Source organism: Streptomyces mangrovi, from assembly GCF_900114215.1.
GTDB lineage: Bacteria > Actinomycetota > Actinomycetes > Streptomycetales > Streptomycetaceae > Streptomyces > Streptomyces barkulensis.
In genome coordinates, this window is sequence record NZ_FOSG01000016.1 from 26,511 (window position 1) to 50,641 (window position 24,131).

Sequence of the window (24,131 nt, forward strand, 5' to 3'; positions counted from 1 at the left end):
CGCGTCGAGGGCGCGGGGTACGGTCCGGAGCGCCGCGGTGCGGGCGGGACGGACCGGCTCGGCCCGCCCGGTGACCGCGCCGCACCACGGTCACCGGGGATCGGGGATCGGGAAGGTCAGCGCCGCAGGGTCAGGACACCCGGCCGCCACGGCAGCCGGTTGTAGTCGCCGCCCGCGCGCGGGTCCTTGCCCTGGTAGAGGAACTGCAGGTTGCAGGGGTCGATGGTCATGGTCTGGTCAGGGTTGTCGCGGACCAGGTCACCGTGGCTGATGTCGTTGGTCCAGGTGGCGCCGCTGTTGGCCTTGCCCGCGAAGGGGTTGCTCTCACTGGCGGCCTGCGGGGTCCACGAGCCGCTCAGGCTGGAGGCCGTGAAGGACCGGAAGTAGCGCCCGTTCGCGCCCATCGCCTCGACGATCATGAGGTACTGGTTCTGGCCCTTGACCTTGTAGACCTGTACGCCCTCGAACAGGTTGGCCTTCGTGTCGCTCATGATCGTCGTGTACGACGAGCCGAAGTTGCCCGGGAAGTTCCCGAGCGGCATGCTCGCCCGGTAGATCTTGCCGTTGTCACCGGCGAAGAACAGGTACATGTTCCGGTCGTCGGCGATCAGGGTCTGGTCGATCGGGCCGGTGTCGGAGCCGGAGATGCTCCCGGTGAACAGCGGCTGCGGGGAGGACCAGCCGTTGGGGTCGGTGGGGTCGCTCGACGTGCGGTAGATGAAGGGCCACGCACCCCACTGGTACGCCAGCACCCAGATGTTCCTGGGCGCGAAGTAGAACAGCGTGGGCGCCACCGCGGCCTGGTTCATCCCCCTCTGGCCCGCCGACGCCATGTCCGACCAGTTGGTGAAGGGGCTGAACATCATCGAGCCGTACGACGATCCCGAGGCGCTCGTCGCGTAGACCAGGTTCCTGCCGTTGTGCTTGACGGCGGTGAAGTCCTTCACCGCGTCCCACCCGTGCGCCGGCTGCGCCAGCACACCGGTCGACGTCCAGCGGTACGTCGAGGGGAGGGAGCACACTCCGTCCGTCGGCGGCGTCTCGGACAGGCCCGTCCACTTCTGGTTGCCGCCGCCGTTGCACGTCCAGATCTGCACCGCCGTGCCGTTGGCCGTCCCCGCGCCCGCGGCCTCCAGGCACAGCCCGGACTCCACACCGACGATCGTGCCGTCGGAGTTCACCCGCCACCGCTGGTTCGCGCCGCCGGAACAGGCCCAGATCTGCACCCGGGTACCGGCCTCGGTGGCGTGGTCCGGAACATCCAGGCACTTGTCGCCGTATACGGTCAGCTGGTTGTCGTCCGTCAGCGTCCACTGCTGGTTGCTCCCGCCCCAGCAGTCGTAGATCTGCAGTTGCGTGCCGTCGGCCTGTTCGCCGCCCAGCACGTCGAGACACCGGTTCGAGGCGACACCGCGTAAGGCGCCGCTGTCGGCCGCCTGGGCCGAGGGGGCGACGAGCATCGCCGCCAGCGCGGCCAGGGCCGCGGCCGCGGCGGCGAGCGCCGCGGATGGATGCCTGCGGATGGAACTTCCTCTGCGCATGGGGACTTTCCCAACCTTGAGTGGGCGGTTCCGGCCGGCCTCCTCCCGTGCTCAGTCGGAGGTCGTCCGGACTGTCGGTGTGGTGCGGTGTGGTGCGGTCTGCGAGCACCGCGGCAGACCGCTCGTGGCCTCCCGGTCCTCCGCGGCCTTCGAAAGACCAGTGGTGGTAGCCGACCCGTGAGCACGGGAGAAAAGTTGATGAAGCCATGACATACGCATACGGCAGGCTCCTTGCGGCTCGGCGTTCGTGGGGGGCGACCCGGAGACGCCCCGCTGCGAGCCGGAGCGACCCCAAATGTTCGTGATATCGAACAACGGTCGAAGTGTCGAGCAACCTGAATGATAGGGAACCGGTGGACGACGTCAATACCTCTCGCACGCACCGCTGAAGACACCGAAACACCCCCTGGCGCCCGCGGGTGCTCGCCCGGAGTCAGGGCGATGACGCCCACTTCGCGCCGGGTGCGGGCCACGGGTCAGGGTGGTGACGAGGCGGCGGGGACGCAGGATGTCCTGCTCACGCCGGATGCGGCTGGAGGGCTCCGTGCGGAGGACCGGACGTCGCCCGCGAACACGTGATCAGTGGTGACCCCAGAACTGGTGGCGCCGGAAAACGTCCATGCGCCAGTGCATCTCGAGGGAAGCGGTCGGTACGCGTTCCCTGCCCAGGCTGTGGCGGATGTGCTGGTAGAGGCCGTGCGGTGACAGCTCCGCACCGGCGACCAGCTCGGACAGCAGCGGCTCCGTTCACGGGAGTGTCGCCATCGGCCACCACGAGGATCTCTCCCTGACCATCCGGATGGAGGTAGGGCAGTTCCCCGCCCAGCCGACGACACAGACCTCCCCAGGTGATCGTGGTTCTGGTACGTGCCACGTCCTGAAGGACGGTGCGTACCCGGTCGGTGAGAGGACGAAGGATGTCCATGGGCGACCGAGCGGTCACCCGGTCCCCGCCCACGGCGGAGACCGGGCTGTCGCCCGGGAAGCCGACGGTGCCGTTCCCCTCCGCCCGCGGTCGGCGCCGGAAATTTCCACGCCAGCGTCCCAGTGTTTCCCTCTCCGCCTCCGGCAAGGGAGAGGGGAGGAAGAGACGTATTCGGTCGGCCTCCGCGAGGGCGGAAGCGACTTCGGGCGTGGACACTGTGCCCCGGCTGGTTCCAAAGTCGTGGAGGATGGCCCGAACGGCCCGCAGCGAGGGATCCACCGAGGGCTTCGGTTCCTGATCGCGTACCCACTGTTTGAAGTCACGCATCAGGCCAGTGACCGCCTCACGACCATGGGGCGAGAGCCACAGGGCGTAGACGGGTTCCATGTCGCCGCGGACCATGTCGATGGCCATGACGGACAACACGTCCGTACGCGAAGACGTACACGGTGAGCGCTGCATCAACCCCGTTCACACCGAACCCTCCGATTCAGCCGCCCCGGGACTGTCCGTCCCGCTGGCCAGTCTCCGAACGGGCTCCTGACGGGCCGACCCAACATGAGCGGAGAAAACGTGGATCACATCTACGGGACGATTCCCTCTGGCCGGGTCAGCAGCGACGTCCGAGAGATGGGCGGCCCATCCGAGACGATGAAGGTGATCGGAACGGAGATCAGCGCAACGGGACCCGGCCGCACGACCAGGCGTTAGTGTTGCGGCCCACGGGACATCCGTCGACGGCCGTGCTGGTCACCGGGTCACCGTGTCGAAACGTCAGCGAGGGGGGAACTCGCCATGATCGAAGATCCGATCGACGCCGCCGACGGCGACGACGAGGCCGACCGGAAGGTCGTCGAACAGGAGCGGGCCGAACTCAGGGAGTTCATCAAGGGGCTGAGCACGGACGACATCAAGTCGGGCGACTGGTTCGCCAAACTCAGCGCCGAGGCCATGCGCTCCTACGCCGCCAAGGTCGACTGGCAGTACTTCCAGGAGCGGTACGCGGGCGTACCCGCGGATGCCGTCATCGACCAGCGGATCAAGATGGCGGCCCGGTACGCCGCGCTCGAAGGCGGACTCTCCGCCGGGGCCTACACGGCGACCGTCGTCGCCACCCTCGGGAGCCTCGGCGGTGCCTCCGCAGCGACCGTCCCGGCCGCCGTCGCGACCATGATGGTCGACGTCGCGTTCGTCACCCGGCTCCAGCTCCGCCTGGCCTACGACATCGCGGTCCTCTACCGGATCTCGCTCGACCTGTCCGACCCCGAAGACATGTGGAAACTCATTCGCGTGGCCTTCACGGTCAAGAGCGGGGAAGCGGCCCGAGAAGGCGTGGCCAAGGCGGTCCCGGCCATCGTCCGACCGTTGATCAAGCGCTTCTACTCCGGAGATGTACTCACCGCCGCGAAGGCGCTCCCGGTCGTCGGGAAGTACCTCCTGCAGAAGAACGTCATCAAGATCGGTATTCCCCTGATCGGCGTCCCCCTCGCGGTGGTGCTGAACCGCTACACGACGCTGCTCGCCGGGCGGCACGCGCAGGCCGTCTTCCGGAATGAGGCGCGGGTGATCGAACTCGCCGGGAAGCTGAGCGAGCGGAGCCGGCACCCGCAGCTGATGCTGTGGGTCGCGTGGCTCGTCATCATGGCGGACAAGAAGATCACCGATGACGAGGCCCTGCTGATGCGGCATCTGGTGAGGCTGTTCCGGGAGCGGCATCAGACGGTCGACGAACGGCTCGCCCACCTTGTCGACATCGACCCCGCCGAGGTGTGGGAGCGCATGGACGCCGAGCCGGGGGATCTGAGCGACGTACTCGACGCGGCCGACCGGGTGGCCGCTGTGGACGGTGACGTCAACAAGTCCGAGAAAGCTGTCATATCCGAGCTCCGGGATCGCTGCGGCCGAGTCTGACGCCGTCGGTTCAAAGGGCCGGGCTCCGTTGTCAGCGGCCCGGCCCCGTACGGACCACCGACCCTCCGCTGGCTCGCCGTCAGCCGCCGGCGGTGCTCCGGGCCGCCGCGACACTGGCCCGCCACTCCGGTGCGTCCGGCTCCTCGTGGAACTCCAGAAGATGCTGGCCGGCGTAGCGGGCGAGGGCGTCGCGAACCTGGGCCGGGGCGACGTGGAAGAACTCGCGGCGGGCGTTGACCCGGTTGACCCGCCGGTCCTCGAACTCCCGGTGCAGTGCGCGCTCCAGCCCGACGGCGTCGTCGCTGTAGATCAGCGCGTGCACGTCGAAGCGGAACGGCACGGAGGCATCGCCGAGTTCGTTGACGCGGTCCATGGGGTCGAGGCGGCGGGTGAGGCCGATCTTGACCATGGACTCGCCGAAGGCGCCGATGTTGGAGATGACGTACACGTACCCCGCCCGGCGGTTCGCCTCGCGGCGGTCGATGACCTCCTCCTCCGCGTCGATCTCGCCGAGCTTCCGCTCCAGTTCCGCGATCTGGGCGGCTTCCGCCTGACCAGCGGAGCGGGCCCGGCCCAGGGCCAGGACGAGGCGGTTGCGCTCCTTGTCGAGCCGGGCGCGCTCGCGGGCGATCTCCCGCTCCAGGCGCTCCTCCTCGCGCTGTCGCTCCCGCTCCTCGCGGCGGCGTTCCTTCTCCTCCTCGACCTTGGCGAGGTGGTCGGCGGTCAGTTCCAGTTCACGCACCCGCAGCCGGTGGTACTCGTCGGTCACCCGGATCTGCATGGTCCTGCCCAGCCGTGCGATGGTCTCCCGGGACTTCGCCAGCCGGTCGACGAGCGAGGCCAGGCGGTGCGGCTTCATCCCCCGCACGGCGGCGTCGGCCTCAGCGTTGTAGGCGCGCAGCATCAGCTTGGAGAAGTCGCGCACCATGCGGCGCCCCTCGGCGGCGGAGCCGTTGACAGTCCACTCGGTGACTCCGACGACCGCCCGCCCGTTCTTGGTGAGCGTCTTGTACCGGTCCTTGATGCGGGCGAGTTCGGCCTTGTACGCGACGGCGTCCGCGAGCGGGTGGCGGTACTCGTAGATGCCGGCCTCCTGCAGCAGAGCCACGTCGTCGGTGACGACCAGGCCGCTTCTGGCCGCCGCCAGCCGGCGCTCGGCCTCCTGGGCCTGGACCTGCATGTCGTGCAGCATCTGCCGGGTGCCGTGGAGTTCCCGCTCGGCACGTTCGGCGGCCGCCTCCACCTTCACGTCGAGGACGGCGTCGAGGCGCTGGACCTCGGCCTGCTGCTCGGCGTGGGTGCGGCGCAGACGCTCGGTCTCCTGCGCCAGACGGGCCGCGTCGGCACCGGCGAATGCGGTCAACTCGGCCATCAGGCGGTGGTTCTCCGCCCGCAGCGCCTCGGTGTCGGCGGTCCGAGCGCGCAGTTCCTCTCCCAGCCGGGCCACTTCGGCCTCCGCCTCCTTACGGCGGCGGCCGAAGAGACCTCCGCCGCCGGAGGGCTGCGGCGGCTGCTGCGGTGCGGGGGCGGCCGGGGTGGGTGACGCGAACGGCGCGGGATCGGAGGCGGGGGCATTGAAGGGGCTCCCGGCGCCGGGAGCCGGCCCGGGGAACTGCTGTCCGGGAAGCGGCTGCCCGGGGAGTGGGTGTCCGGGGACGGGTTGAGCGCCGGGGCCGGTGTGCTGCGCGTACCACTGGCGCCACTGCTGCAGGCGGTCGGCGAGGTTCTGGCCGTCCCGCTTGTCCATGTTCCTGAACTCCACCGCCCATCCGGCGACGTACAGGGTGAGGGCCCCCTGGGTCAGTCCGCCCGCCCAGCGCAGGTCGGCGATCTCGGCGAGGGCGTGTGAGACGAGTCGCTGGCCGACCCAACCCTGCGCCCGGAACAGCACACGGCGGTCAGTGAGGGCGAGCACCCCCATGACGCCGTCGTGGTGTGCGACGGCGAGGGCCTGCACGGTCTCATCGGGCGTCAGCACCTCGGGGAGGCTCTTCACGGAGCCCTTGACCGGGAACCAGAGGCCCTTGATCGCGGCTGCCGCCGCGTCCACGTCGGGCCGGGAGGACTGCATGGACAAAGGAGTGGGTCGCTTTCTCTCGGTCGTCGTCGTGCCGACCCCGGTCGGACGGGCTGTCGCCGGCTGTCGGTGGGAACGCGGAGCGTGCGGGTGCGGAATCCGAAGAGGGGTGGGCCTGCGGGCGATGCGACCATCGCCTTATGAGTCATCGCGAGTCTCTGGTGATCAGAGCTCACCACGCCCTACACCCTCATCGACGCCAATCATAGAACACTCGTTGACGCAGTTCACAAGGAATGCCATGCTCATCGCGAGCGGCACCGCACGACATGGACACCTTGAGCACAGGGGTTATGACATGAGGCACCTTGGGCGCAGAGGCGTGCATATGGCCCGACCAGGGGCGAAGACGGCACCGGGCATGGAGCACCCCGCCTCACAGGGCGGGCTTCACTCCGGGCACCCAGTCGAATCCGAAGCCGTACGCCTGGTCGATCAGTTGCTGGTTCGACGCCCACGGCTGCGCGGTGAACCACCGCGCCTCACGCCGGAGTCCGAGGCCGTCCCGCTCCGGCGCCATCGAGGCGATCGCGCAGGCGGTAGATCCGGCCGGGGAGTCGTCGAGGTGGATGCGCCATGTGCCGCTCGGCGCGCTCACGGTGACGACCCCTCCCAGCGCGCGGAAGTCGACCGCACCCGCATAGAGGTACACGTAGACCAGGAGCCGGGTGAACCGATGCCGATACTCAAGGCTGACGCGGAGGGTCTCCCCGCCGGAGGCCGCGCCGGTGCGATCATCCTGATCGAGACTGACATAGGGCCAGGAGGTGAGACTCCCGAACTGGGCGCCGAGGGGCTGCACCGCGGTACCCGTTCCGTCACTGGTGAGGACCATGCAGCCCAGGTCGAGGTCGGCCTCGGCGGCGGCCGACCAGTTGAGGTTCACCTGGAGGGCGCCTCGCCCCGCGACCCTCGCGTGCGGCGCCCGCTCCGTGAGGTCCACCAGTCGTTTCGGCTGCTCCGGCACCCTCTCCCGAGCCTCGGTCCGCTCCCCCGTTCCCAGACGGATGACTCCCCGTCGGCGACCGTCCCCACTCACAGCACATCCTCATAGTTCGGCATCAATGATCACATTCCACATCGTTCTGATACATCATCAGGTATGACGTACTATTGCATGAACGGTGAAGAGAGCGTGTAATCATTCACCGTTCAACCATGCGCTGGGGCACATGCGACGCTTCACGCCTCGCGCCCACCGCATGCGGATTCGCACGACAGCCCGGGAACGCCGGGCAGGGGTGAGGAATGTCCGTGGGGGGACGACCCGACAAGCAGGTGACGGCGCATCACCTCAAGGACGCAGCGCGGGATCCCGCGCTCGCGCCACGCGCCGAAGAACTGCTCGCACTGGCGGAGGCACTCGAATCCGCCGACGCCGACGCGCTCGATCCATGGGCCGATCTCGACCTGGCGGAGCACTTCGCCCGGCCGGAGAGCATCGCCAAGCCCGCGGCAGACGACCGCGGCACACGGTTCGACGCCACGCTGGACTGGGTCCTGGGGGCCCTGGTCTTCCTGCCCCTGCTCTTCACCTGGGCCGGCCTGTGGAAGGCGACCAGCGCCTACGAGGCGCTGGTAGGCGCCGATCCCGAGGCCGCGAGCCGGCCCTTCCTGCAACTGTGGCAGTCCGGCTTCCAGGGGCATCTGGACGAGGTGTTCCGGTTCGGCCACGTCGCCGTGGGCGGATGCCTGTCCCTGATGATGCTGTTCGCGCTCACGGCGGTGCACGGCTACCGGCGCACGCATGCCGAGTGCCGCGAGGAACAGGCGCAGCGGCACACCCGCGCGACCCTCGCCCGGCTGGTGCCGGTCCTCACCCGTGCGCAACTCTGCCTCAACGAGCACCGGTTCGCCTCGCCCCAGCGGTTCGCGGCGGAGCTCAACTCGGCGGCCGGCCGGATCCAGCGCATGCACACCAAGGCCATCACCACCCAGGAGCAGCTCACCCGGGCCGCCGAACTGGTGGGCAGGGCCATGGAGGAGGCCGGGCAGCGCCTGGCCCAGGCGGAGACGTACGTACGCCCGCTCGAGGACGCGGCGGCCCGGTTCGAGGAGACCGTGCGCGACAGCAGCACCGCGATCCGGACGGCCGTACAGGACCTGGACGAACCGCTGTCGCGGGCGGGCGACCGGCTGACGGACGCGGTCAACGGGCAGAGCGGCGTACTGGACAAGGCCCTGGACGAACTGCGGGCGACCGGGGACGGCATGCGCGACGTCCTCACCCGCACGACGGACCGGCTGGAGACGGCGGTCACCGGCAACAGCGACAGCATCCGCGGCGCGCTGTCGGACACCGCTCAGCGCGTCGAGGACTCCCTGACGGTACTGGCCGCCTCGCAGCGCGGGTTCACCACCGGTATCGAGGTGGTCGCCGATCTCAACGGCAGGCTCATCAACGATCTCGGCACGGTGGCCGAACGGACCGGTGAGGCGGCGGAGGCCTCCCGTGAGGCCGTACTGGACATCGACGCCCGCAGCAGGGCCCTGCACGAGGCGGCGGACCGCTTCGCCTCCGTCGCCGACGCACTGGAGCGCGCGGTCCGCGAGGCCGAGACGGCCCGGGCCGGGGCCGAGACCGCGCAGGCCGAGGCCGAGGCCGCCCGGGTGCGCGCGGAGGAGGCGCTGCGGCGGCTCGAGGAGTCACGTGCCGAGAGCGAGCCTGCGCGGTGAGCCCGGCAAGAAAAAGGAGAGGGCCGCGGTTCAGCCCCCTGCACCTGGCCGGATGGCTCTTCGCCGACATGCTCCTCGTGCTCGCGCTGGTCTCCATGGGCGACCGGGGGGATCCGCTGGCGGCCCGGGAGGCCACCCGGCCCTCCCCCTCGCCCAGCGCTTCGGCCGAGGCGGAGCCGTCCCCCGAGCCGAGTCCGGCGGGGCCGCGGTCCGTGGAGCGCAAGCCGGTGAAGCTCAGCGTAGCGGCGGCTCCCGGCGACACCGCTCGCATGGTGAAGCTCCTGCGGGCCGCCACCGCCCGCCACGAAGGCCGCAGCGCCGCCTTCGTACTCACCTTCGGCCACGCCCGCGAACCGGGCGACGGCCAGGCGTACGCGGGAGAGATCAACAGCGCTCTGCGCAAGGCGCGCCCGGAGATGTTCACCGACGCGACCACACGCGACTTCTGGAACGGCGGCGCCTCCGGCACGGCCGATCTGGAGATCTACTTCTACACCGGCTGACGGCTGCGCCGTCCCACACATTCTGGAGATTCCATGCAGATCCTTCCCTTCTACATGGTGTGCGACGAGTCCGGCTCGATGTCCGGTCCCGGCGTGGACGCCATCAACGACGCCCTCCCCGAGCTGCACCAGGAGATCAGCACGAACCCGAGCGTCGCGGACAAGACCCGCTTCGCCCTGATCGGCTTCTCCACGCAGGCCTCCGTGCTGCAGCCGCTCGCCGACCTGAGCGAGCTGACGGAGCTGCCGTCCCTCTCGGCCAGCGGGGTGACCTCCTTCGGGTCCGCCTTCCGTCTGCTGAGGGGCACCATCGAGAAGGACGTCGAGGCTCTCAAGGCCGAGGGGCACGACGTATACCGGCCGGTGGTGTTCTTCCTGTCCGACGGCATCCCCACGGACGACGACTGGCGTTCCGCGCTCGGGGAACTGCACGCGGAGAAGTTCCGCTACGCACCGAAGATCATCGCCTTCGGGATCAGCGACGCCGACGCCGCGATCATCTCGGAGGTGGCCAACTTCAAAGCGTTCATCCAGGAGAGCGACAAGGTCAGCCCGGCGGTCGCGCTGCGCGAGTTCGCCTCCAGCCTCACCCGGTCCATCGTCAACTCCGCCACCAGCATGGCTGCCCAGGGTGGTGAGGGCTTCCAGCTCCAGGTCGAGGACCAGGTGACCGGTTTCAGTAGTCTCTCCCTCGACAAGATGTGAGCGGCCCGATGAGTCACGAAGGAATCCACGGAACGGACGGCGGCGCGGGCCGCTTCGGCGCTCCCGTCAGCACCCACGGCGTCGACGGCATCGACGCGCAAACCGCGAGCCTGCCTCCGGGGATCATGGCGAACCCCCCGGCCGACCCGGTGACGCGGGCCATTCCCCCGGCGGCGGAACAGGATCCCCGGCCGGAGGAACACGCCGAGCCGTCAGCCGATACGGCGGGCGAGGTCCTGCGGGGAGTGCCGGGGCACACGGGAAAGCGTCCTCCCACCTACCCGCCCCACCCCCTGCGTCCCCCGTCCGTACGGGGAGGGGACGACTTCGCCGCCTTCTCCCCCTCGGTCCTGCTGGACGGGGCCACGGTGGAGCGGCTGACGGTACGCGCCGCATCGGTGCGCGGCGACTCCCACAACTGGGAAGGCACCTGCCGCCAGGACGCCATGACGGTGACGCGGATCGGCCCGCCGGAGGCGGAGATGCTCCTGCTGGCCGTCGCCGACGGGGTCGGCTCGGCGAAGTACTCGCACATCGGCTCGTACCGCGCCACCCGCCAGGCGGCCGTCCACCTGGACCGGGAGGCCGAGGGCATCCACGCAGCGCTGTGCGCCAGGGACGCCACCGAGCTGTCCGCCATCGCCAACAAGGCGATCGCGGGCGCGGGCGCGGAACTGCGCGAGGGGTGGGAGAGGACCGCCCGGCACGAGAACCGCCCTTACGCGGACGGGGACTACGCCACCACCCTCCACGTCCTGCTGGTGCCCACCGACGCCCGCATCCGCGACCGCGTCGTGTTCAGCGTCGGCGACGGCGGTCTGTTCGTGCTCCGCGAGAGCCACTGGCACCACGGGAATCCGGCCGGCGACGGTGTCATCGACACCCGTACCGAGGCCCTCCCGCACGCCTACAGCACCGTCAAGTCAACTCTGCTGAGGACGGCGCCGGGCGAGGTCCTCCTGCTCGGCACCGACGGCATCACCAACCCCCTCACCCAGAAGGACCCGGAGTTCGCCCAGCGCCTCGCCCGTGCCTGGGGCGGCGCGGCCCCTCCCCTGTCCGACTTCCTGTGGCAGGCCCAGACCCGGGCCAAGTCCTACGACGACGACCGGACCGTCGTCTGCGTGTGGGAGGAGGCGTGAGCGCGGAGGACGGCTCCGACATCGCCCGGTCCTCGCTCGCGCTGGGAGACCGGGTCGGCAGCGGCGGGCAGGGAGATGTCCACGCGGTCGCCGGCGGGACCCTGCTGTTCAAGGAGTACAAGTCCCCCTCCACGGCCGACGGGAACGCCCTCGCCGGCCTGGTCGACTTCCGGCAGGGGCTGGGACAAGGCGACCGTGACCATCTGGACGCCCGTGCCGCTTGGCCCCTGTGCCGGGTGACCGACGAGGGCGGCCGGGCGGTCGGTTTCCTCATGCAGCGTGCCCCGTCCCACATGACGTGGCGTACCTCCGCCGGAAAGACCAAGCTCGTCGAGCTCCAATACCTGATCCGGCCGCCCAAGGCGGCCTGGCAGGAGGTGTCCCAGCCGACCCCGGAGCAGCGCAGGATACTCGCCCGGGCATGTGTCGAGGCCATCGACTGGTTCCACGGCGCCGGGCTCGTAGTCGGGGACATCTCGCAGGCCAACGTGCTGTGGTCTCTCGCCCCGGAGCCGACCGTCCACTTCCTGGACTGCGACGGCTTCCGGCGAGTGGGACACGGAGCGGTGCAGGCCCAGGCGGACACCCCCGACTGGAACGACCCGCTCGCCCCGTCCACGGAGGCGAGCGTGGACACGGACGCGTACAAGACGGCCCTCGTGGCGGGCCGGATCCTGGCCCGCGATCCGTACCTCGCCCCAGGGCAGGAACTGCAGGCGGTCGCCGGTTGTCTGAACGACCGGCAGGACGCCGCGGTGCGCAGGCTCTTCGCGCAGGCCGCCGGGGAACGTGGGACCCGGCCCCGCCCGGGTGAGTGGCGGACCGCGCTGAGCGACCGCGGCACCATCGCTCTCACAGCGGCCACGCCGCGGCCCCGGCCCGTCATGGACCGCACGGTCCTGGACGGAGTCCGCGACCGCAAGCCCATCCGCCTGCGTACACCCGGGCTGTGACGCGGCGCCCGGTGGATGCTCCAAAGCGCCACGCGGTGTGAGTGAGGTCGCGACGAGTACCGGTGCGCGGGGCCGCGGGCTGCCGCCGTGTCGCCGAACAGCGGTGCAGTCGGCCCTCGGTATCTTCTTGCAGGCGTGCGACCCACACGAGCCACCGGCAAGAGAGAGGCAGTGAATTGCCACAACCAGCCATCAGCCGCCGCACTCTCCTGGGGGCGGCAGCGGTCCTGTCACTGGCCGGGTGCACCAAGGACGGCGGGTCCGCGTCCCTCACCCCCACCGCTGCTGAGAAAGAGCCCGCCTCTTCGCCCTCTCCCCCGGCCACTCCGGCGAACAGGAGCCATGAACGGCTCGTTCAGTTGGAGCGGGAATTCGACGCACGGCTCGGGGTGTACGCCCTCGCCACCGGTACCGGCAGCACCATCGCCCACCGTGCGGACGAGCGGTTCGCGTTCTGCTCGACGTTCAAGGGGCTGGCGGCGGCAGCGGTCCTCGACCGCAACCCGATCTCGCACCTGGACACGCTCGTCACCTACACCGGAAACGACCTCATGCCGCACTCCCCGTTCACCCGGAAGAACGTGGACAGGGGGATGACCATCCGCCAGTTGTGCGATGCGGCGGTCCGCTACAGCGACGGCACGGCCGGGAATCTCCTCATCCGCGAGCTCGGTGGTCCGGAGGAGCTGACGGCATACGTGCGCGGCCTCGGCGACACCGTGACCCGCATGGACCGCATCGAGCCGGAGATCTCACAAGCGGTGCCGAACGACCCCCGGGACACCTCCTCCCCCAGGGCCATGGGCGGCGACTACCGAAAAGTCGTCCTGGGGAACGCCCTGTCGGCCGAGAAGCGGGCCTTTCTCCGGGACCTCCTGGAACGCAACACCACGGGGGACCAGCGCATCCGGGCCGGACTTCCGCAGGGGTGGAGGGTGGCCGACAAAACGGGAACCGGCCAGTACGGCACGCTCAACGACATCGCCGTCGCATGGCCCCCGGGATCCGAGCCACTGGTCATCGCGATCATGTCCAGCAAGGCCGTGCAGGACGCCGAACGGGACCAGGCCCTCCTCGCCGAGGCCGCCGCGTACGTGGCGAAAACCCTGGTCTGAGAGGTCGTCCGGAGCACCCGGGGAGGCGCCCTGACACGGCCCGCCGGTGGGGAGCCGGTCGCCGTGCGGCTGCCGCGCGATCGGGTGTGTTGACCCCGGGAGCGCGGGGAGCCCCGTCGGGGCAGGGTGACCAGAAGGGTCCCCTGCCCCGACGGGGCTCGGTCGGCCGGGCTGCGGGTTACCGGCACCCGGCCGAGGTGGGTGCCGTGTGCGGCGCTCTCCGGCTCAGCCGAAGTTCACGTCGCTGCACCACATGTAGGCCTGGTCGAGGTGCGAGGCCTGCCAGATCACGAACAGGATGTGGTGTCCGCTGTAGCCGGAGGTGTTGACGTTGAACGTGATGTCCTGCGCAGGGGCGAAGCGGCCGGTCTGCGTGATGAAGTCGAGGTTGCCCCAGCCCAGGGTCTGGGTCTTGGGGTTGAAGCCCTGCTTGCTCACGTAGACCTTGAAGTAGTCGGCACCGTGGGATGCCTGGTCGTGCAGCCGGACCGTGAAGTTGTTGCTGACGTTGGTCGTCTTCCACGCCCCGGGCCTGTTCAGGCTGGCGTTCCTCGAGAGGTTGTTGCTGCAGAGCGTCCCGTCGGGGGTCCGCGCCTGGAACTGACCGCCGAGGCCGTCGCGGAGGGCGCTCATCCAGTTCCACATGGTGTCGGGGTTGGCCTGGAACGCCTGGTAACACATGGGGTCTTCGGTCTGCATGGCCGGGTTCGTGTGGTTGCTGCCCCACGTCTTCCAGCACTGGTACGCACGGGAGGCGGGGTCGACGATGCTGCCGTGAGCCTGGGCGGGGGCCGACCAGGTCAGTGCGCCGGCGACCAGGGCGAACAGCATGACGAGCGCCTGGAGAGGCCGGCGGAGGGCCGACCGGGAACGTCCGGTTAACGAGCTCTGTTTACGCATGTGGGGGGAACTCCTTCCAGTTGCGATGCACCATGGGAGCGCTCCCAACAGTACGGATTCTGAGTGAAATGTCAATGAAACAAACGGAGTTGATTACAGGGACGGGCAGCGAGCAGGGAATCTTCCGAGAGCCGGGCTGCCCAAGCCCGTAAAGATCCGCCAGGCCGATGAGGAGCAGATCGTCACGGCCGGCCGCAGACTCGATCAGGTCCGGGCAGGAGCCGCGCAGGGGGAACAGGGTCGGCGTGGCGCCGGTGGTGTCGTAGCCCTGACCGGTGGGCAGGCCGCGAATGCGCTCCAGGCGTTGCAGTGCGTCAGGTTTCCGGGCGAGGCCCTCGCACCGCAGTGGACACGAGGGGTACTTCGTCCGAAACCGCAGGTCAGGCCGCTTTCGCGGGCGGAGCGACCATTCCACCCGGTGCATGGCCGGAAACAGGTCGAACGTGGTGCCCGGCTCGGTGAAGCCGCGGGTCAGGAGCGCTTCGGCGCGGGCTTGAGGATGGCGACGCACTCCACGTGGTGGGTCATCGAAAAGGCGTCGGCCGGAATCGCTCCCAGGAAACCGCAGGCCAGAGAGGTTTTCCCGCTCTCTCGGGAGTCCATGGGCACCGTGAGCGCCAGACGGGCGTCATGGCCCACGGGATCGACGACACGGCCGGGCACCCTCCGGCGTCAGATCGGAAGGTCGTCGGGCAGGACCCGGAACACCTTGTACCGGCCCAGCGGACGCACAGCCCGGAAATCGCGACGGTCGAGCGTGAGGACGGCGTCGGTGTCGTACTCGGCGGCGAGGGCCACGTTCACCGCATCCGCGAGATCCAGGTCCAGGTCGCGATACCGGGCACGCACCGACTGGGCGACATCCAGATGGTCTTCCGTGATCTCGGGCAGAGCGATACGGCCCCGGCGCATCCAGTGCCGGATGTCGTCGACCGCGCTGAGCGCCGCTTCACGGCCGAGCTCGCGCGTGGCGACATGGTCGATCTCCGCGAGCAGCAGCGGGGACATCACCAGGAGCCCGGCGGCCATGATCGCCTCGTTCGACGCGTGGTGCTCGGGATGGGCGGAGTCGAGCGCCGCGAGGAGCCCGGAGGTGTCCGCGATGACGATGATCACGCGGCGGTCCCCGGCTCGGTCTCGCGACTCACGGCGTCGGCGACGGTGTCACGCACTTCACTCTTGCCGGGAGTACGGCCTGCCCCCCGGAAGGTGCGGGAGAAGAGAGGCTCGTCCCAGACACGGTTGGCCATGGCCGCGAGATGGATGCCCTGACGGATGATCTCGGCCTCGCTGATGCCGCGCCGCTTCGCGGCTTCCTTGATGATCGCGAGGTCTTCCGGGTCGGCGTAGACGTTGGTTCGCTTCATAGACATGTACCACGAATAGCACATGTACCACAGTGGTGTATACATTCCGCGATCGGCGCCTGTGTACGGCGCGACCGTCACGGACGGCGCCGTCACCTGCTCCGGCGGGCCAAGGACCTGGGGCCCGGAGAGCGGGTGCGCCGGTGCACTGCTCAGCCGCCCCCGCAGTGCGCGGGCCATTGCGTGTTCAAGCCGGTCGACGAGGAGGCCGAGAGGGTCGACCGAACTCCATAGCCGCCATTCGCCAATGTGCCCGGATGTGCAGGTCGCCACATCATCTGGTGAGTGCGGCTCCCAAGGGTCTCGACAGCAACCGGACTGTGGTCCACACCAGAACTAGCCTGCGGCACCCTGACCGAGCAGCACATCGTGACGATCCACGAGCCCGGGCTGCGCGCAGGGCCGCGCGAGCCGTCACGGAGAGCCCGGGACAGCCCGACGCGGCCGTGTTCCCGCTTCGGACAGCGGCACCGCATCTTCACAGACGGCCTGGGTCCGTATCTCCAACAACCGCGCATTCACCTGTGCTCCACTGGCGCCCCGTAAGAGCCGGACTACTCAAGCCCGTAAAGAGCCGCCAGGTCGATGAGGAGCAGATCGTCGCGGTCGGCCGCGGACTCGAGGAGGTCCGGATGGAAACCGTGGAGGGAGAACAGGGCCAGCGTGGCGCTCTTCGTGTCGTAGCCCTGCTCGGTGAGCAGGCCGCGGATGTGCTCCAGGCGTTGCAGATCGCCGGTTCCGCGGCGGGCGGCGGTGGCCTTGGCCTCGCCGATCAGGGCGATCCGAGCGCGCGGCGCCTGCGGACGCTCGCCCAGGGCGAGGGCGATGACGTCGACCTCGTGCTTGGTGCGGGCCGCCGGGTCGGCGACCTCGGTGGTACCGACCGGACCGGGCAGACCGCCGGGGAGCAGGGTGTGGGCGTAGCGGCGGGTGAAGGTGCGGGCGAGGTCCTCGAAGTGCGGGCCGAGGATCTTGGAGTTGAAGGTGGGGGCGGCTGCCTGCCACGCCTGTTCGGCGAAACCCTGCTCGACGGTGGCCGCCTGCGGCAGTGTGACCAGCTGGTTGAAGCGGATCACCGGGTCGGCCAGGGTGATCACCGGGTGGCGGGGGCGGAGGATGTCCTGCTCGCGCTGGATGTAACCGGTGGACTCGAGGACATCGAGCGGGTGGGTGACGGCGTTGCGCCGCCGTTCCAGGGCCGCGCCGATTTTGGTGGGCGTGGTGGCGCCCTGTGCGATGGCGGTGAGGATGTCGTAGTACAGGGTGTGATGGGTGATGCGCGGGTCCTCGCGCAGCAGGTACTCGGTCTCCGTGCGTGAGTACACGGCTCGCCCGGGGTCCAGAAGCGTCCGGGAGAGCCAGGCGGCGAAGCCGTCGTTCGGGTGCGGACGGGCGGCTACCGGCCGGTAGCCGGGGGCCCCGCCGAGAACCGAGTGGACCTGCAGGGCGGTCAGCGGGTCGTCGATCTGCCAGAACTTCCCTGCCGCCCGATAGTCGAAGGCGCCCAGCCTCAGGTCGACCACCGCGCGGCCTCGCAACGGCTTCGTCCCCGACAGCAGTTCGTGCATCACGCTCATCGCCGACCCGCAGAGGATCACCCGTGGTCCGGGACCGGCTCCGGTGCCGCGCTGCCGCTCGTCGTAGAGCTGCTGGAGCACGCCCGGGATCTCGGGAGAGTGCTGGAGGAGGTACGGCAACTCGTCGATCACCAACAGCGGCGTTTTCGAGCGCACGGTGACGTCCAGGGCGTTGGCCAGGACGTCGCGCCAGTCGGTCAGTCGCAGCGTGCCCGGGCGCAGTCCGGCGTGGACCGCGATCGCGTCGCTGAACCGCTGTATCGCCGGCAGCCGTCCCTCCTCCCGCACCGCCGTGATGTACAGGCCACCGATCCGCTCCGACAGAGCCTGCAGAAGGTACGACTTCCCGTACCTCCTGCGTCCCGACACGATCCCCAGACGCATCGCCGGGTCCGGGTCCGTGACGAACTCGGTGAGCAGGTTCCACTCACGGTCGCGGTCGACCACGTCCGCTGGTTTGGTCAGCACGGCCTCGCCCACCGGAACCTCCATCATCCTGCCCCACTACGACGGAATGCGTCTAAGTATACTTAGACGCATTCCGTACATCCCCGCTTGGTCGAGATCGACGGGGAGGAACGTGGGCAACGAGTGTCGCGGAGCCGTCCCGGCGACTCCGGCAAGGCCGCCGCGCACATCACGGCACGCCGCTTCCGCCGGTCCTGCCGTGGGGAACCGGGCGTCATACGAACGTCAGGATTCCGGGCGAGGCCCTCGCACCGCAGTGGGGACGAGGGCTGCTTCGCTGCGGAACCGCAGGTCAGGCCGCTTCCTTGGGTGGAGCGGCCGTTCCACCCGGTGCATGGCCGGAAACAGGGCGAACTGGTGCCCGGCTCGGTGAAGCCGCGGGTCAGGAGCGCTTCGGCGCGGGCTTGAGGATGGCCACGCACTCCACGTGGTGGGTCATCGGGAACAGGTCGAAGGCCCGCAGGAAGTGCGGGACGTAGCCCTCCTCGCGGAAGTAGGCCAGGTCGCGGGCGAGGGCGGCCGGGTCGCAGGCGACGTAGGCGATCCGGCGCGGGCCGAGGGAGGCCACCTGCCGCACCGTCTTGCGCCCGGCGCCGGAGCGGGGCGGGTCGAGGACGACGATGTCGGCCTCGGTGATGCCGGTGCGCGGCAGGACCTGCTCGACGCTGCCGCGCTCGACGCGGACGCGGTCGAGGTCGGCGAGGTTGTGGCGGGCGTCCTCCACCGCCCGCTTGGAGGACTCGATGCCGAGCACCGCGCCCTTGTCCCCGACACGCTCGGCCAGGGCGCCCGCGAACAGCCCGGCGCCGCAGTACAGGTCGAGGGCCATCTCGCCCTTGCGCGGGGTCAGGCCGGTCATCACGGTCTCGACCAGCAGTTCGGCGGCCTTGGGGTGGACCTGCCAGAAGCCGCCCGCGCTGATCCTCCAGGTGCGCCCGGCGGCGCGCTCGCGGACGAAGGGGCGGCCGTGCACCCGGTGCACGGCCCGCTCGCCGCCGCGCTCCGCGCCGCGCCCCCGGGGCTCCTCGCCCCGCAGTACCGACACCGGCCGGTCCAGCTCCACCAGGGGCAGGCGTCCGCCGGGGCGGGGGGTGAGCTGGACCTGGCGGTCGCCGGAGCCGGTGGCGGCGGTCGCGTCGACGGTGGCGATCTGCGGCCACCGGCGCTTCTCGACGCCCAGTTCGCTCACTCCCGGCGCGGCGATCAGGCAGCGGTCGATGGGCTGCACCTCGTGGGAGCGGTGGCGCAGCAGCCCGGCGCGGCCCTCGTCGTCCACGCTGTAGTGGACGCGGGTGCGCCAGGCCGGGACCTCGCCCTTGGGCACCTTGTCGCCGGGGGCGGGCTCGACGGTGCCGTCCCAGCCGGCGTCCTCGGCCGTGAGCCCCGCCAGCCGCGTCAGCTGCTCGGCGACGACGGAGGCCTTCAGCCGCCGCTGGGCTCCGGGAGCGGCGTGCTGCCAGTCGCAGCCGCCGCACAGGCCCGGACCGGCGAACGGGCAGGGGGCCTCGACGCGGTCCTTGGAGGGCTCCAGGATCCCGACGGCGTCGGCGCGCAGGAAGCGGGAGTCCTCCCGGCCCTCGGTCACCTTCACGACGACCCGCTCGCCGGGCAGGGCGTGGCGCACGAACAGCACCCGCCCCTCCTCGGTGCGGGCGATGCAGTGGCCGCCGTGCGCGACGGGACCGATCTCGACCTCGTACTCCCGGCCCACCAGCGACGGTGCGGTTTCGGGGGACGCGGCGGGGGGTGTTGCGGGGGGCATGGGGAGCGGCTCCAACGGACGGCGGGGCGCATGGACGGCAGTCCTCCAGCCTACCGGTCCGTCCGGGTCACTCCTCCCGCCCGTCGCCCTCCCCCCGGACCGCGGGCCCGGCGGGGCCGCGGCGCACCGCGCCGGGCGCGCTCCACTCGGAGCGCCTGCGCGCCCTCAGCCGGGCGCGCTCGGAGGACTCCAGCTGGTAGGGAACGGAGGTGACCATCACGCCGGGGGTGAACAGCAGGCGGCCCTTGAGGCGAAGGGCGCTCTGGTTGTGCAGGAGCTGCTCGTACCAGTGGCCGACGACGTACTCGGGGATGTAGACGCTGACCACGGCGCGCGGGCTGCTGCGGCGCAGGTCCTTGACGTACTCCACGACCGGCCGGGTGACCTCGCGGTAGGGGGAGTCCAGGGTCTTCAGCGGGATGTCGAGGCCGCGCCGGCTCCACTCCTCGAACAGGGCGCGGGTCTCCTCGGGGTCGACGTTGACGCTGAGGGCCTCCAGGACGTCGGAGCGCATCATCTTGGCGTACGCCAGCGCCCGCAGGGTGGGCCGGTGGACCTTGGAGACCAGGACGATGGAGTGCACCCGCGAGGGCCTGGCCATCTCCTCCCGCCCGGCCTCGGCCGGCAGCGCCAGTTCCTCGGCGACCCGGTCGTAGTGGCGGCGGATGGCGGTCATCATCGCGTAGAAGAGCGCCATGCCGATGAGGGCGACCCAGGCGCCGTGGCTGAACTTGGTGACCAGCACCACTACCAGGACCAGGCCGGTGAAGAAGGCACCGAAGGAGTTGATGGCGCGGGAGCGCATCATCCGGCGGCGGGCGGCGGAGTCGGTCTCCTGGGCGAGGCGGCGGTTCCAGTGCCGGACCATGCCGGTCTGGCTGAAGGTGAAGGAGACGAAGACCCCGACGATGTAGAGCTGGATCAGCCGGGTGGAGTCGGCGTCGTAGGCGTAGACGAGCACGCCCGCGAAGACGGCCAGCAGCACGATGCCGTTGGAGAAGGCCAGCCGGTCGCCGCGGGTGTGCAGCTGGCGGGGCAGGTAGCGGTCCTGGGCGAGGATCGAGCCGAGGACGGGGAAGCCGTTGTAGGCGGTGTTGGCGGCCAGGAAGAGGATGAGCGCGGTGGCCGCGGCGACCAGGAGGAAGGGGAGCGAGCCGTTGCCGAAGACGGCCGCGGAGACCTGGGCGATGACCGGGTCCTGGTGGTAGTCGGGGCCGGCGGGGCGGCCGTCGATGAGGATGTCGGTGGCGGGTGTCTCGGACATCTTCACGCCGGTGGCCAGGGCCAGGGCGATGATGCCGCCGAACATGGTGGCGGCCAGCGCGCCCATCAGCGCCAGGGTGGTGGCGGCGTTGCGGCTCTTGGGGCGGCGGAATGCGGGGACGCCGTTGCTGATGGCGCCGACGCCGGTGAGGGCGGCGCAGCCGGAGGAGAAGGCCCGCAGGAGCAGGAAGAGCAGGGCGAAGCCGGTCAGTTCCGCGGTCTCGGCGCCGACCTCGTATCCGGCGCTGGGGGCCGACATCTCGTCGCCCAGGACCAGGCCGCGGAAGGCCCCCCAGACGATGGTGCCCAGTACGCAGGCGACGAAGAGGTAGGTGGGGGCGGCGAATATCGTGCCGGACTCGCGTACGCCGCGCAGGTTCAGCACGGCCAGCAGCGCGATGACCGCCACCGCCGTACCGGTCTTGTTCTCGGAGACGAACGGGATGGCCGAGGCGAGGTTCTCCACCCCGGCGGCGACCGACACCGCCACCGTCAGGACGTAGTCCACCAGCAGGGCGCCGGCGACGGTGAGCCCGGCGCGGGGACCGAGGTTGGCGGTGGCCACCTCGTAGTCGCCGCCGCCGGAGGGGTAGGCGCGGACGTTCTGCCGGTACGACGCCACCACCACGAACAGGAGCACGACGACGGCGAGGGTGATCCACGGCCCGAAGCGGTAGGCGGAGAACCCCGCGATGGAGAGCACCATCAGGACCTCGCCCGGGGCGTACGCGACCGACGACAGGGGGTCGGAGGCGAAGACCGGGAGGGCGATGCGTTTGGGCAGGAGCGTCTGGGTGAGGCGGTCGCTGCGCAGCGCACTGCCGATCAGGATCCGTTTGGACACGTCGGTCAGCTTGGACACGCACAGGATCGTAAGCCTCACCTCCCCGGCCCACCCAACCGCCGCCGGGCCGGAGTGCGGCAGGTCACGGCGGGAGGGCGCGCCACCGGCGCCCGCTCCCGCGAGTTGCGGGAGGCGGGGGCGGGGCCAAGCATGGCCGTATGGCGGAGAGGACGGGCCGGCACATGGACGGCGGCGACGGCGACGGTACGGACCGCACCGGCGGTATCGGAGGGAACGGCGGGAACGGGAGCGCGGGCGGGGAGGGGGGAGGGCCTGCGGGCCGGCCGCTGCGCTGCCTGGTCACCGGGGCCACCGGCTACATCGGCGGCCGGCTGGTGCCCGAGCTGCTGGCGGCCGGGCACACCGTGCGCTGTCTGGCCCGCACCCCGGCCAAGCTGCGCGACTACCCCTGGGCGGGGCGGGCGGAGGTGGTGCGCGGGGACGTCACCGACGCCGCGTCGGTGCGCGCGGCGATGGAGGGCATGGACGTCGCCTACTACCTGGTGCACTCCATGGGCGGCGGCTCCCGCTTCGAGGCCACCGACCGCGAGGCCGCGCGGATCTTCGGCGAGCAGGCGCGGGCGGCCGGGGTGGGCCGGATCGTCTACCTGGGCGGGCTGACCCCGTCCGGGGTGCCGGAGGAGGAGCTCTCCCCGCACTTGCGCTCCCGCGCCGAGGTGGGGCGGCTGCTGCTGGCCTCCGGCGTGCCGACGGCCGTGCTGCGGGCGGCGGTGATCATCGGTTCGGGTTCGGCCTCGTTCGAGATGCTGCGCTATCTGACCGAGCGGCTGCCGCTGATGATCACCCCGAGCTGGGTGCGCACCCGGCTCCAGCCGATCGCGGTGCGCGACGCGCTGCGCTACCTGGCCGGCTGCGCGTCGCTGCCGCCCGAGGTGAACCGGACCTTCGACATCGGCGGCCCGGAGATCCTCACCTACCACGACATGATGCAGCGCTACGCCGCGACGGCCGGGCTGCCCAGGCGGGTCATCGTCCCGGTGCCGGTGCTCTCCCCCACCCTGTCCAGCCACTGGATCGGCCTGATCACCCCCGTCCCGCGCGCGCTGGCCCGGCCGCTGGCGGAGTCGCTGCGGCACGAGGTGGTCTGCGCCGAGCACGACATCGCCCGCTACGTCCCCGACCCGCCCGGCGGTCTGCTGAGCCTGGACCGGGCGCTGCGGATGGCGCTGAAGCGGATCAAGAACGCGGAGGTGGCCACCCGGTGGTCCTCGGCGTCCGTCCCCGGCGCGCCCAGTGATCCGCTGCCCACCGACCCGAACTGGGCGGGCGGCAGCCTCTACACCGACGAGCGCGAGCGCACCGTGGCCGCCTCGCCGCAGGCGCTGTGGCGGGTGATCGAGGGCATCGGCGGTGAGAACGGCTGGTACTCCGCGCCGCTGGCCTGGGCGGTGCGCGGCCGGCTGGACCGGCTGGTGGGCGGGATCGGGCTGCAGCGGGGGCGGCGGGACGCCGAGCGGCTGCGGGCGGGCGACTCGCTGGACTTCTGGCGGGTGGAGGAGATCGAGCCGGGGCGGCTGCTGCGGCTGCGGGCGGAGATGCGGCTGCCGGGGCTGGCCTGGCTGGAGCTGCGGGCGGACCGGGGACCGGACGGGGAGACCGTCTACCGGCAGCGGGCGCTGTTCCACCCGCACGGTCTGCTGGGCCAGGCGTACTGGTGGGGTGTTTCGCCGTTCCACGCGGTGGTATTCGGCGGGATGGCGCGCAACATCGCCTCGGCGGCCGAGGCGGGGGCCGCGGGCGTCGGGCGGCGGCGTGGGGCTACCTCTGGGGCGGGCCCCCGTCCGGGTGGTGGCGCAGCGCGGCCAGCTCCTCGTTCATGGCTGCCAGGAAGCGCACGACGGCGCGGAGTTCCGCGTCGCTGAAGCGCTGCCGCACGGTGTCGGTGGCACGCGCGAGGGGACGGAAGTACTCGCGGGCCACCTCCCGGCCCCGGGGGGCGTAGTGGAGGTGGACGATTCTGCGGTCGGCCGAGTCCCGGGTGCGCCGGATGTGGCCCGCGCGCTCCAGGCGGTCCAGGCAGGCGGTGACCGCGCCCGAGGTGAGCTGGAGGCGTTCGCGCAGCAGCCCGGGGGTGACGGGCCCGTCCCCCTCGCCGTCCAGGATCTCCACCAGGGCCTGGACGTCGGTGGGGTGCAGGCCGTGGGACTGGGCGAAGTCGTGCGCCATACGGCTGAACTCGCCGTTCATGCGGCGCAGCAGTACGGCGAACGCCTGGAGCCCGGTCGGACCACCGTCGGGGCCGGCGGGGGGCTCGGTGGAGGCGCCGGCGGGTTCGCCGGCCGGTTTGCCGGTGGGGTCGTCTGAGTCGTGCACTCCCCCACGATATACAGTCTTGATCGTCAAGTTTCTCAATGAAAAAGATTTAAGCCCGCGCAGGCGGT

The 24,131-nt window shown here is 70.7% G+C and carries 18 protein-coding genes; 8 read left to right on the forward strand and 10 right to left on the reverse strand.

Features of this window, described 5'->3' with window-relative positions:
* Nucleotides 1–116: 116 nt before the first annotated feature.
* Nucleotides 117–1,541 (reverse strand): non-reducing end alpha-L-arabinofuranosidase family hydrolase, encoded by a 1,425-nt coding sequence (locus tag BM237_RS20660; RefSeq protein ID WP_093851215.1) that lies wholly within the window; start codon nucleotides 1,539–1,541, stop codon nucleotides 117–119.
* A 1,720-nt stretch (nucleotides 1,542–3,261) separates the two neighbouring features.
* On the opposite strand from BM237_RS20660, the gene BM237_RS20665 reads away from it, so the two are divergent.
* Complete coding sequence (locus BM237_RS20665; protein WP_093851216.1) at nucleotides 3,262–4,377, forward strand: hypothetical protein; 1,116 nt, start codon at nucleotides 3,262–3,264, stop codon at nucleotides 4,375–4,377.
* 79 nt (nucleotides 4,378–4,456) lie between these two features.
* Here the strand turns inward: BM237_RS20665 and BM237_RS28800 are convergent, their stop codons facing one another.
* Both BM237_RS28800 and BM237_RS20675 read right to left on the reverse strand, forming a co-directional pair.
* Nucleotides 4,457–6,448: an SNIPE associated domain-containing protein gene (locus BM237_RS28800; protein ID WP_107415248.1), complete on the reverse strand. Its 1,992-nt coding sequence runs from the start codon at nucleotides 6,446–6,448 to the stop codon at nucleotides 4,457–4,459.
* 382 nt (nucleotides 6,449–6,830) lie between these two features.
* Complete coding sequence (locus tag BM237_RS20675; protein ID WP_245793860.1) at nucleotides 6,831–7,421, reverse strand: tellurium resistance protein; 591 nt, start codon at nucleotides 7,419–7,421, stop codon at nucleotides 6,831–6,833.
* Nucleotides 7,422–7,708: 287 nt separating this feature from the next.
* Here BM237_RS20675 and BM237_RS20680 point away from each other — a divergent pair, with 287 nt between their 5' ends.
* From BM237_RS20680 to bla, 6 genes are all read left to right on the forward strand, one after another.
* Nucleotides 7,709–9,130 (forward strand): hypothetical protein, encoded by a 1,422-nt coding sequence (locus BM237_RS20680; RefSeq protein ID WP_425443722.1) that lies wholly within the window; start codon nucleotides 7,709–7,711, stop codon nucleotides 9,128–9,130.
* Nucleotides 9,127–9,633, forward strand: coding sequence for a hypothetical protein (locus BM237_RS20685; protein ID WP_093851218.1), 507 nt, complete (start codon nucleotides 9,127–9,129; stop codon nucleotides 9,631–9,633). Before BM237_RS20680 ends, BM237_RS20685 begins: the two co-directional genes overlap by 4 nt.
* 33 nt (nucleotides 9,634–9,666) lie before the next feature.
* Nucleotides 9,667–10,338, forward strand: coding sequence for a vWA domain-containing protein (locus tag BM237_RS20690; protein ID WP_093851219.1), 672 nt, complete (start codon nucleotides 9,667–9,669; stop codon nucleotides 10,336–10,338).
* 8 nt (nucleotides 10,339–10,346) lie between these two features.
* Nucleotides 10,347–11,480, forward strand: coding sequence for a protein phosphatase 2C domain-containing protein (locus BM237_RS20695; protein ID WP_093851296.1), 1,134 nt, complete (start codon nucleotides 10,347–10,349; stop codon nucleotides 11,478–11,480).
* The gene (locus BM237_RS20700; RefSeq protein ID WP_093851220.1) at nucleotides 11,477–12,433 is read left to right on the forward strand and encodes a hypothetical protein; all 957 of its coding nucleotides are present in this window, start codon (nucleotides 11,477–11,479) and stop codon (nucleotides 12,431–12,433) included. Before BM237_RS20695 ends, BM237_RS20700 begins: the two co-directional genes overlap by 4 nt.
* Before the next feature lie 176 nt (nucleotides 12,434–12,609).
* On the forward strand, nucleotides 12,610–13,548 hold the full coding sequence (gene bla, locus BM237_RS20705) for a class A beta-lactamase (RefSeq protein WP_093851221.1): 939 nt from the start codon (nucleotides 12,610–12,612) through the stop codon (nucleotides 13,546–13,548).
* A 225-nt stretch (nucleotides 13,549–13,773) separates the two neighbouring features.
* Here bla and BM237_RS20710 read toward each other — a convergent pair whose 3' ends face one another.
* The 6 genes from BM237_RS20710 to BM237_RS20735 all read right to left on the reverse strand — a co-directional run bounded on the left by BM237_RS20710 (nucleotide 13,774) and on the right by BM237_RS20735 (nucleotide 21,747).
* Nucleotides 13,774–14,448, reverse strand: coding sequence for a lytic polysaccharide monooxygenase auxiliary activity family 9 protein (locus BM237_RS20710; RefSeq protein WP_483883297.1), 675 nt, complete (start codon nucleotides 14,446–14,448; stop codon nucleotides 13,774–13,776).
* A 672-nt stretch (nucleotides 14,449–15,120) separates the two neighbouring features.
* Nucleotides 15,121–15,564 (reverse strand): PIN domain-containing protein, encoded by a 444-nt coding sequence (locus BM237_RS20715; protein ID WP_093851223.1) that lies wholly within the window; start codon nucleotides 15,562–15,564, stop codon nucleotides 15,121–15,123.
* Nucleotides 15,561–15,821 carry a ribbon-helix-helix domain-containing protein gene (locus BM237_RS20720; protein ID WP_093851297.1) on the reverse strand — a complete coding sequence of 87 codons (261 nt, stop codon included), beginning with the start codon at nucleotides 15,819–15,821 and terminating at the stop codon, nucleotides 15,561–15,563. The genes BM237_RS20715 and BM237_RS20720 overlap by 4 nt, the downstream gene beginning before the upstream one ends.
* Before the next feature lie 548 nt (nucleotides 15,822–16,369).
* Nucleotides 16,370–17,776, reverse strand: coding sequence for an AAA family ATPase (locus tag BM237_RS20725; protein ID WP_425443725.1), 1,407 nt, complete (start codon nucleotides 17,774–17,776; stop codon nucleotides 16,370–16,372).
* A gap of 466 nt (nucleotides 17,777–18,242) precedes the next feature.
* Nucleotides 18,243–19,622: a class I SAM-dependent RNA methyltransferase gene (locus BM237_RS20730; RefSeq protein WP_093851224.1), complete on the reverse strand. Its 1,380-nt coding sequence runs from the start codon at nucleotides 19,620–19,622 to the stop codon at nucleotides 18,243–18,245.
* A gap of 67 nt (nucleotides 19,623–19,689) precedes the next feature.
* Entirely contained in the window at nucleotides 19,690–21,747 is a 2,058-nt protein-coding gene (locus BM237_RS20735) for an APC family permease (protein ID WP_093851225.1), read from the reverse strand.
* A 140-nt stretch (nucleotides 21,748–21,887) separates the two neighbouring features.
* Between BM237_RS20735 and BM237_RS20740 the strand changes: the two genes are divergently transcribed.
* A complete protein-coding gene (locus tag BM237_RS20740; RefSeq protein ID WP_245793864.1) occupies nucleotides 21,888–23,612 on the forward strand; it encodes an SDR family oxidoreductase in 1,725 nt (574 codons plus the stop codon).
* Here BM237_RS20740 and BM237_RS20745 read toward each other — a convergent pair.
* A complete protein-coding gene (locus BM237_RS20745; RefSeq protein ID WP_425443723.1) occupies nucleotides 23,509–24,063 on the reverse strand; it encodes a MarR family winged helix-turn-helix transcriptional regulator in 555 nt (184 codons plus the stop codon). The genes BM237_RS20740 and BM237_RS20745 overlap by 104 nt on opposite strands.
* Nucleotides 24,064–24,131: the final 68 nt, after the last annotated feature.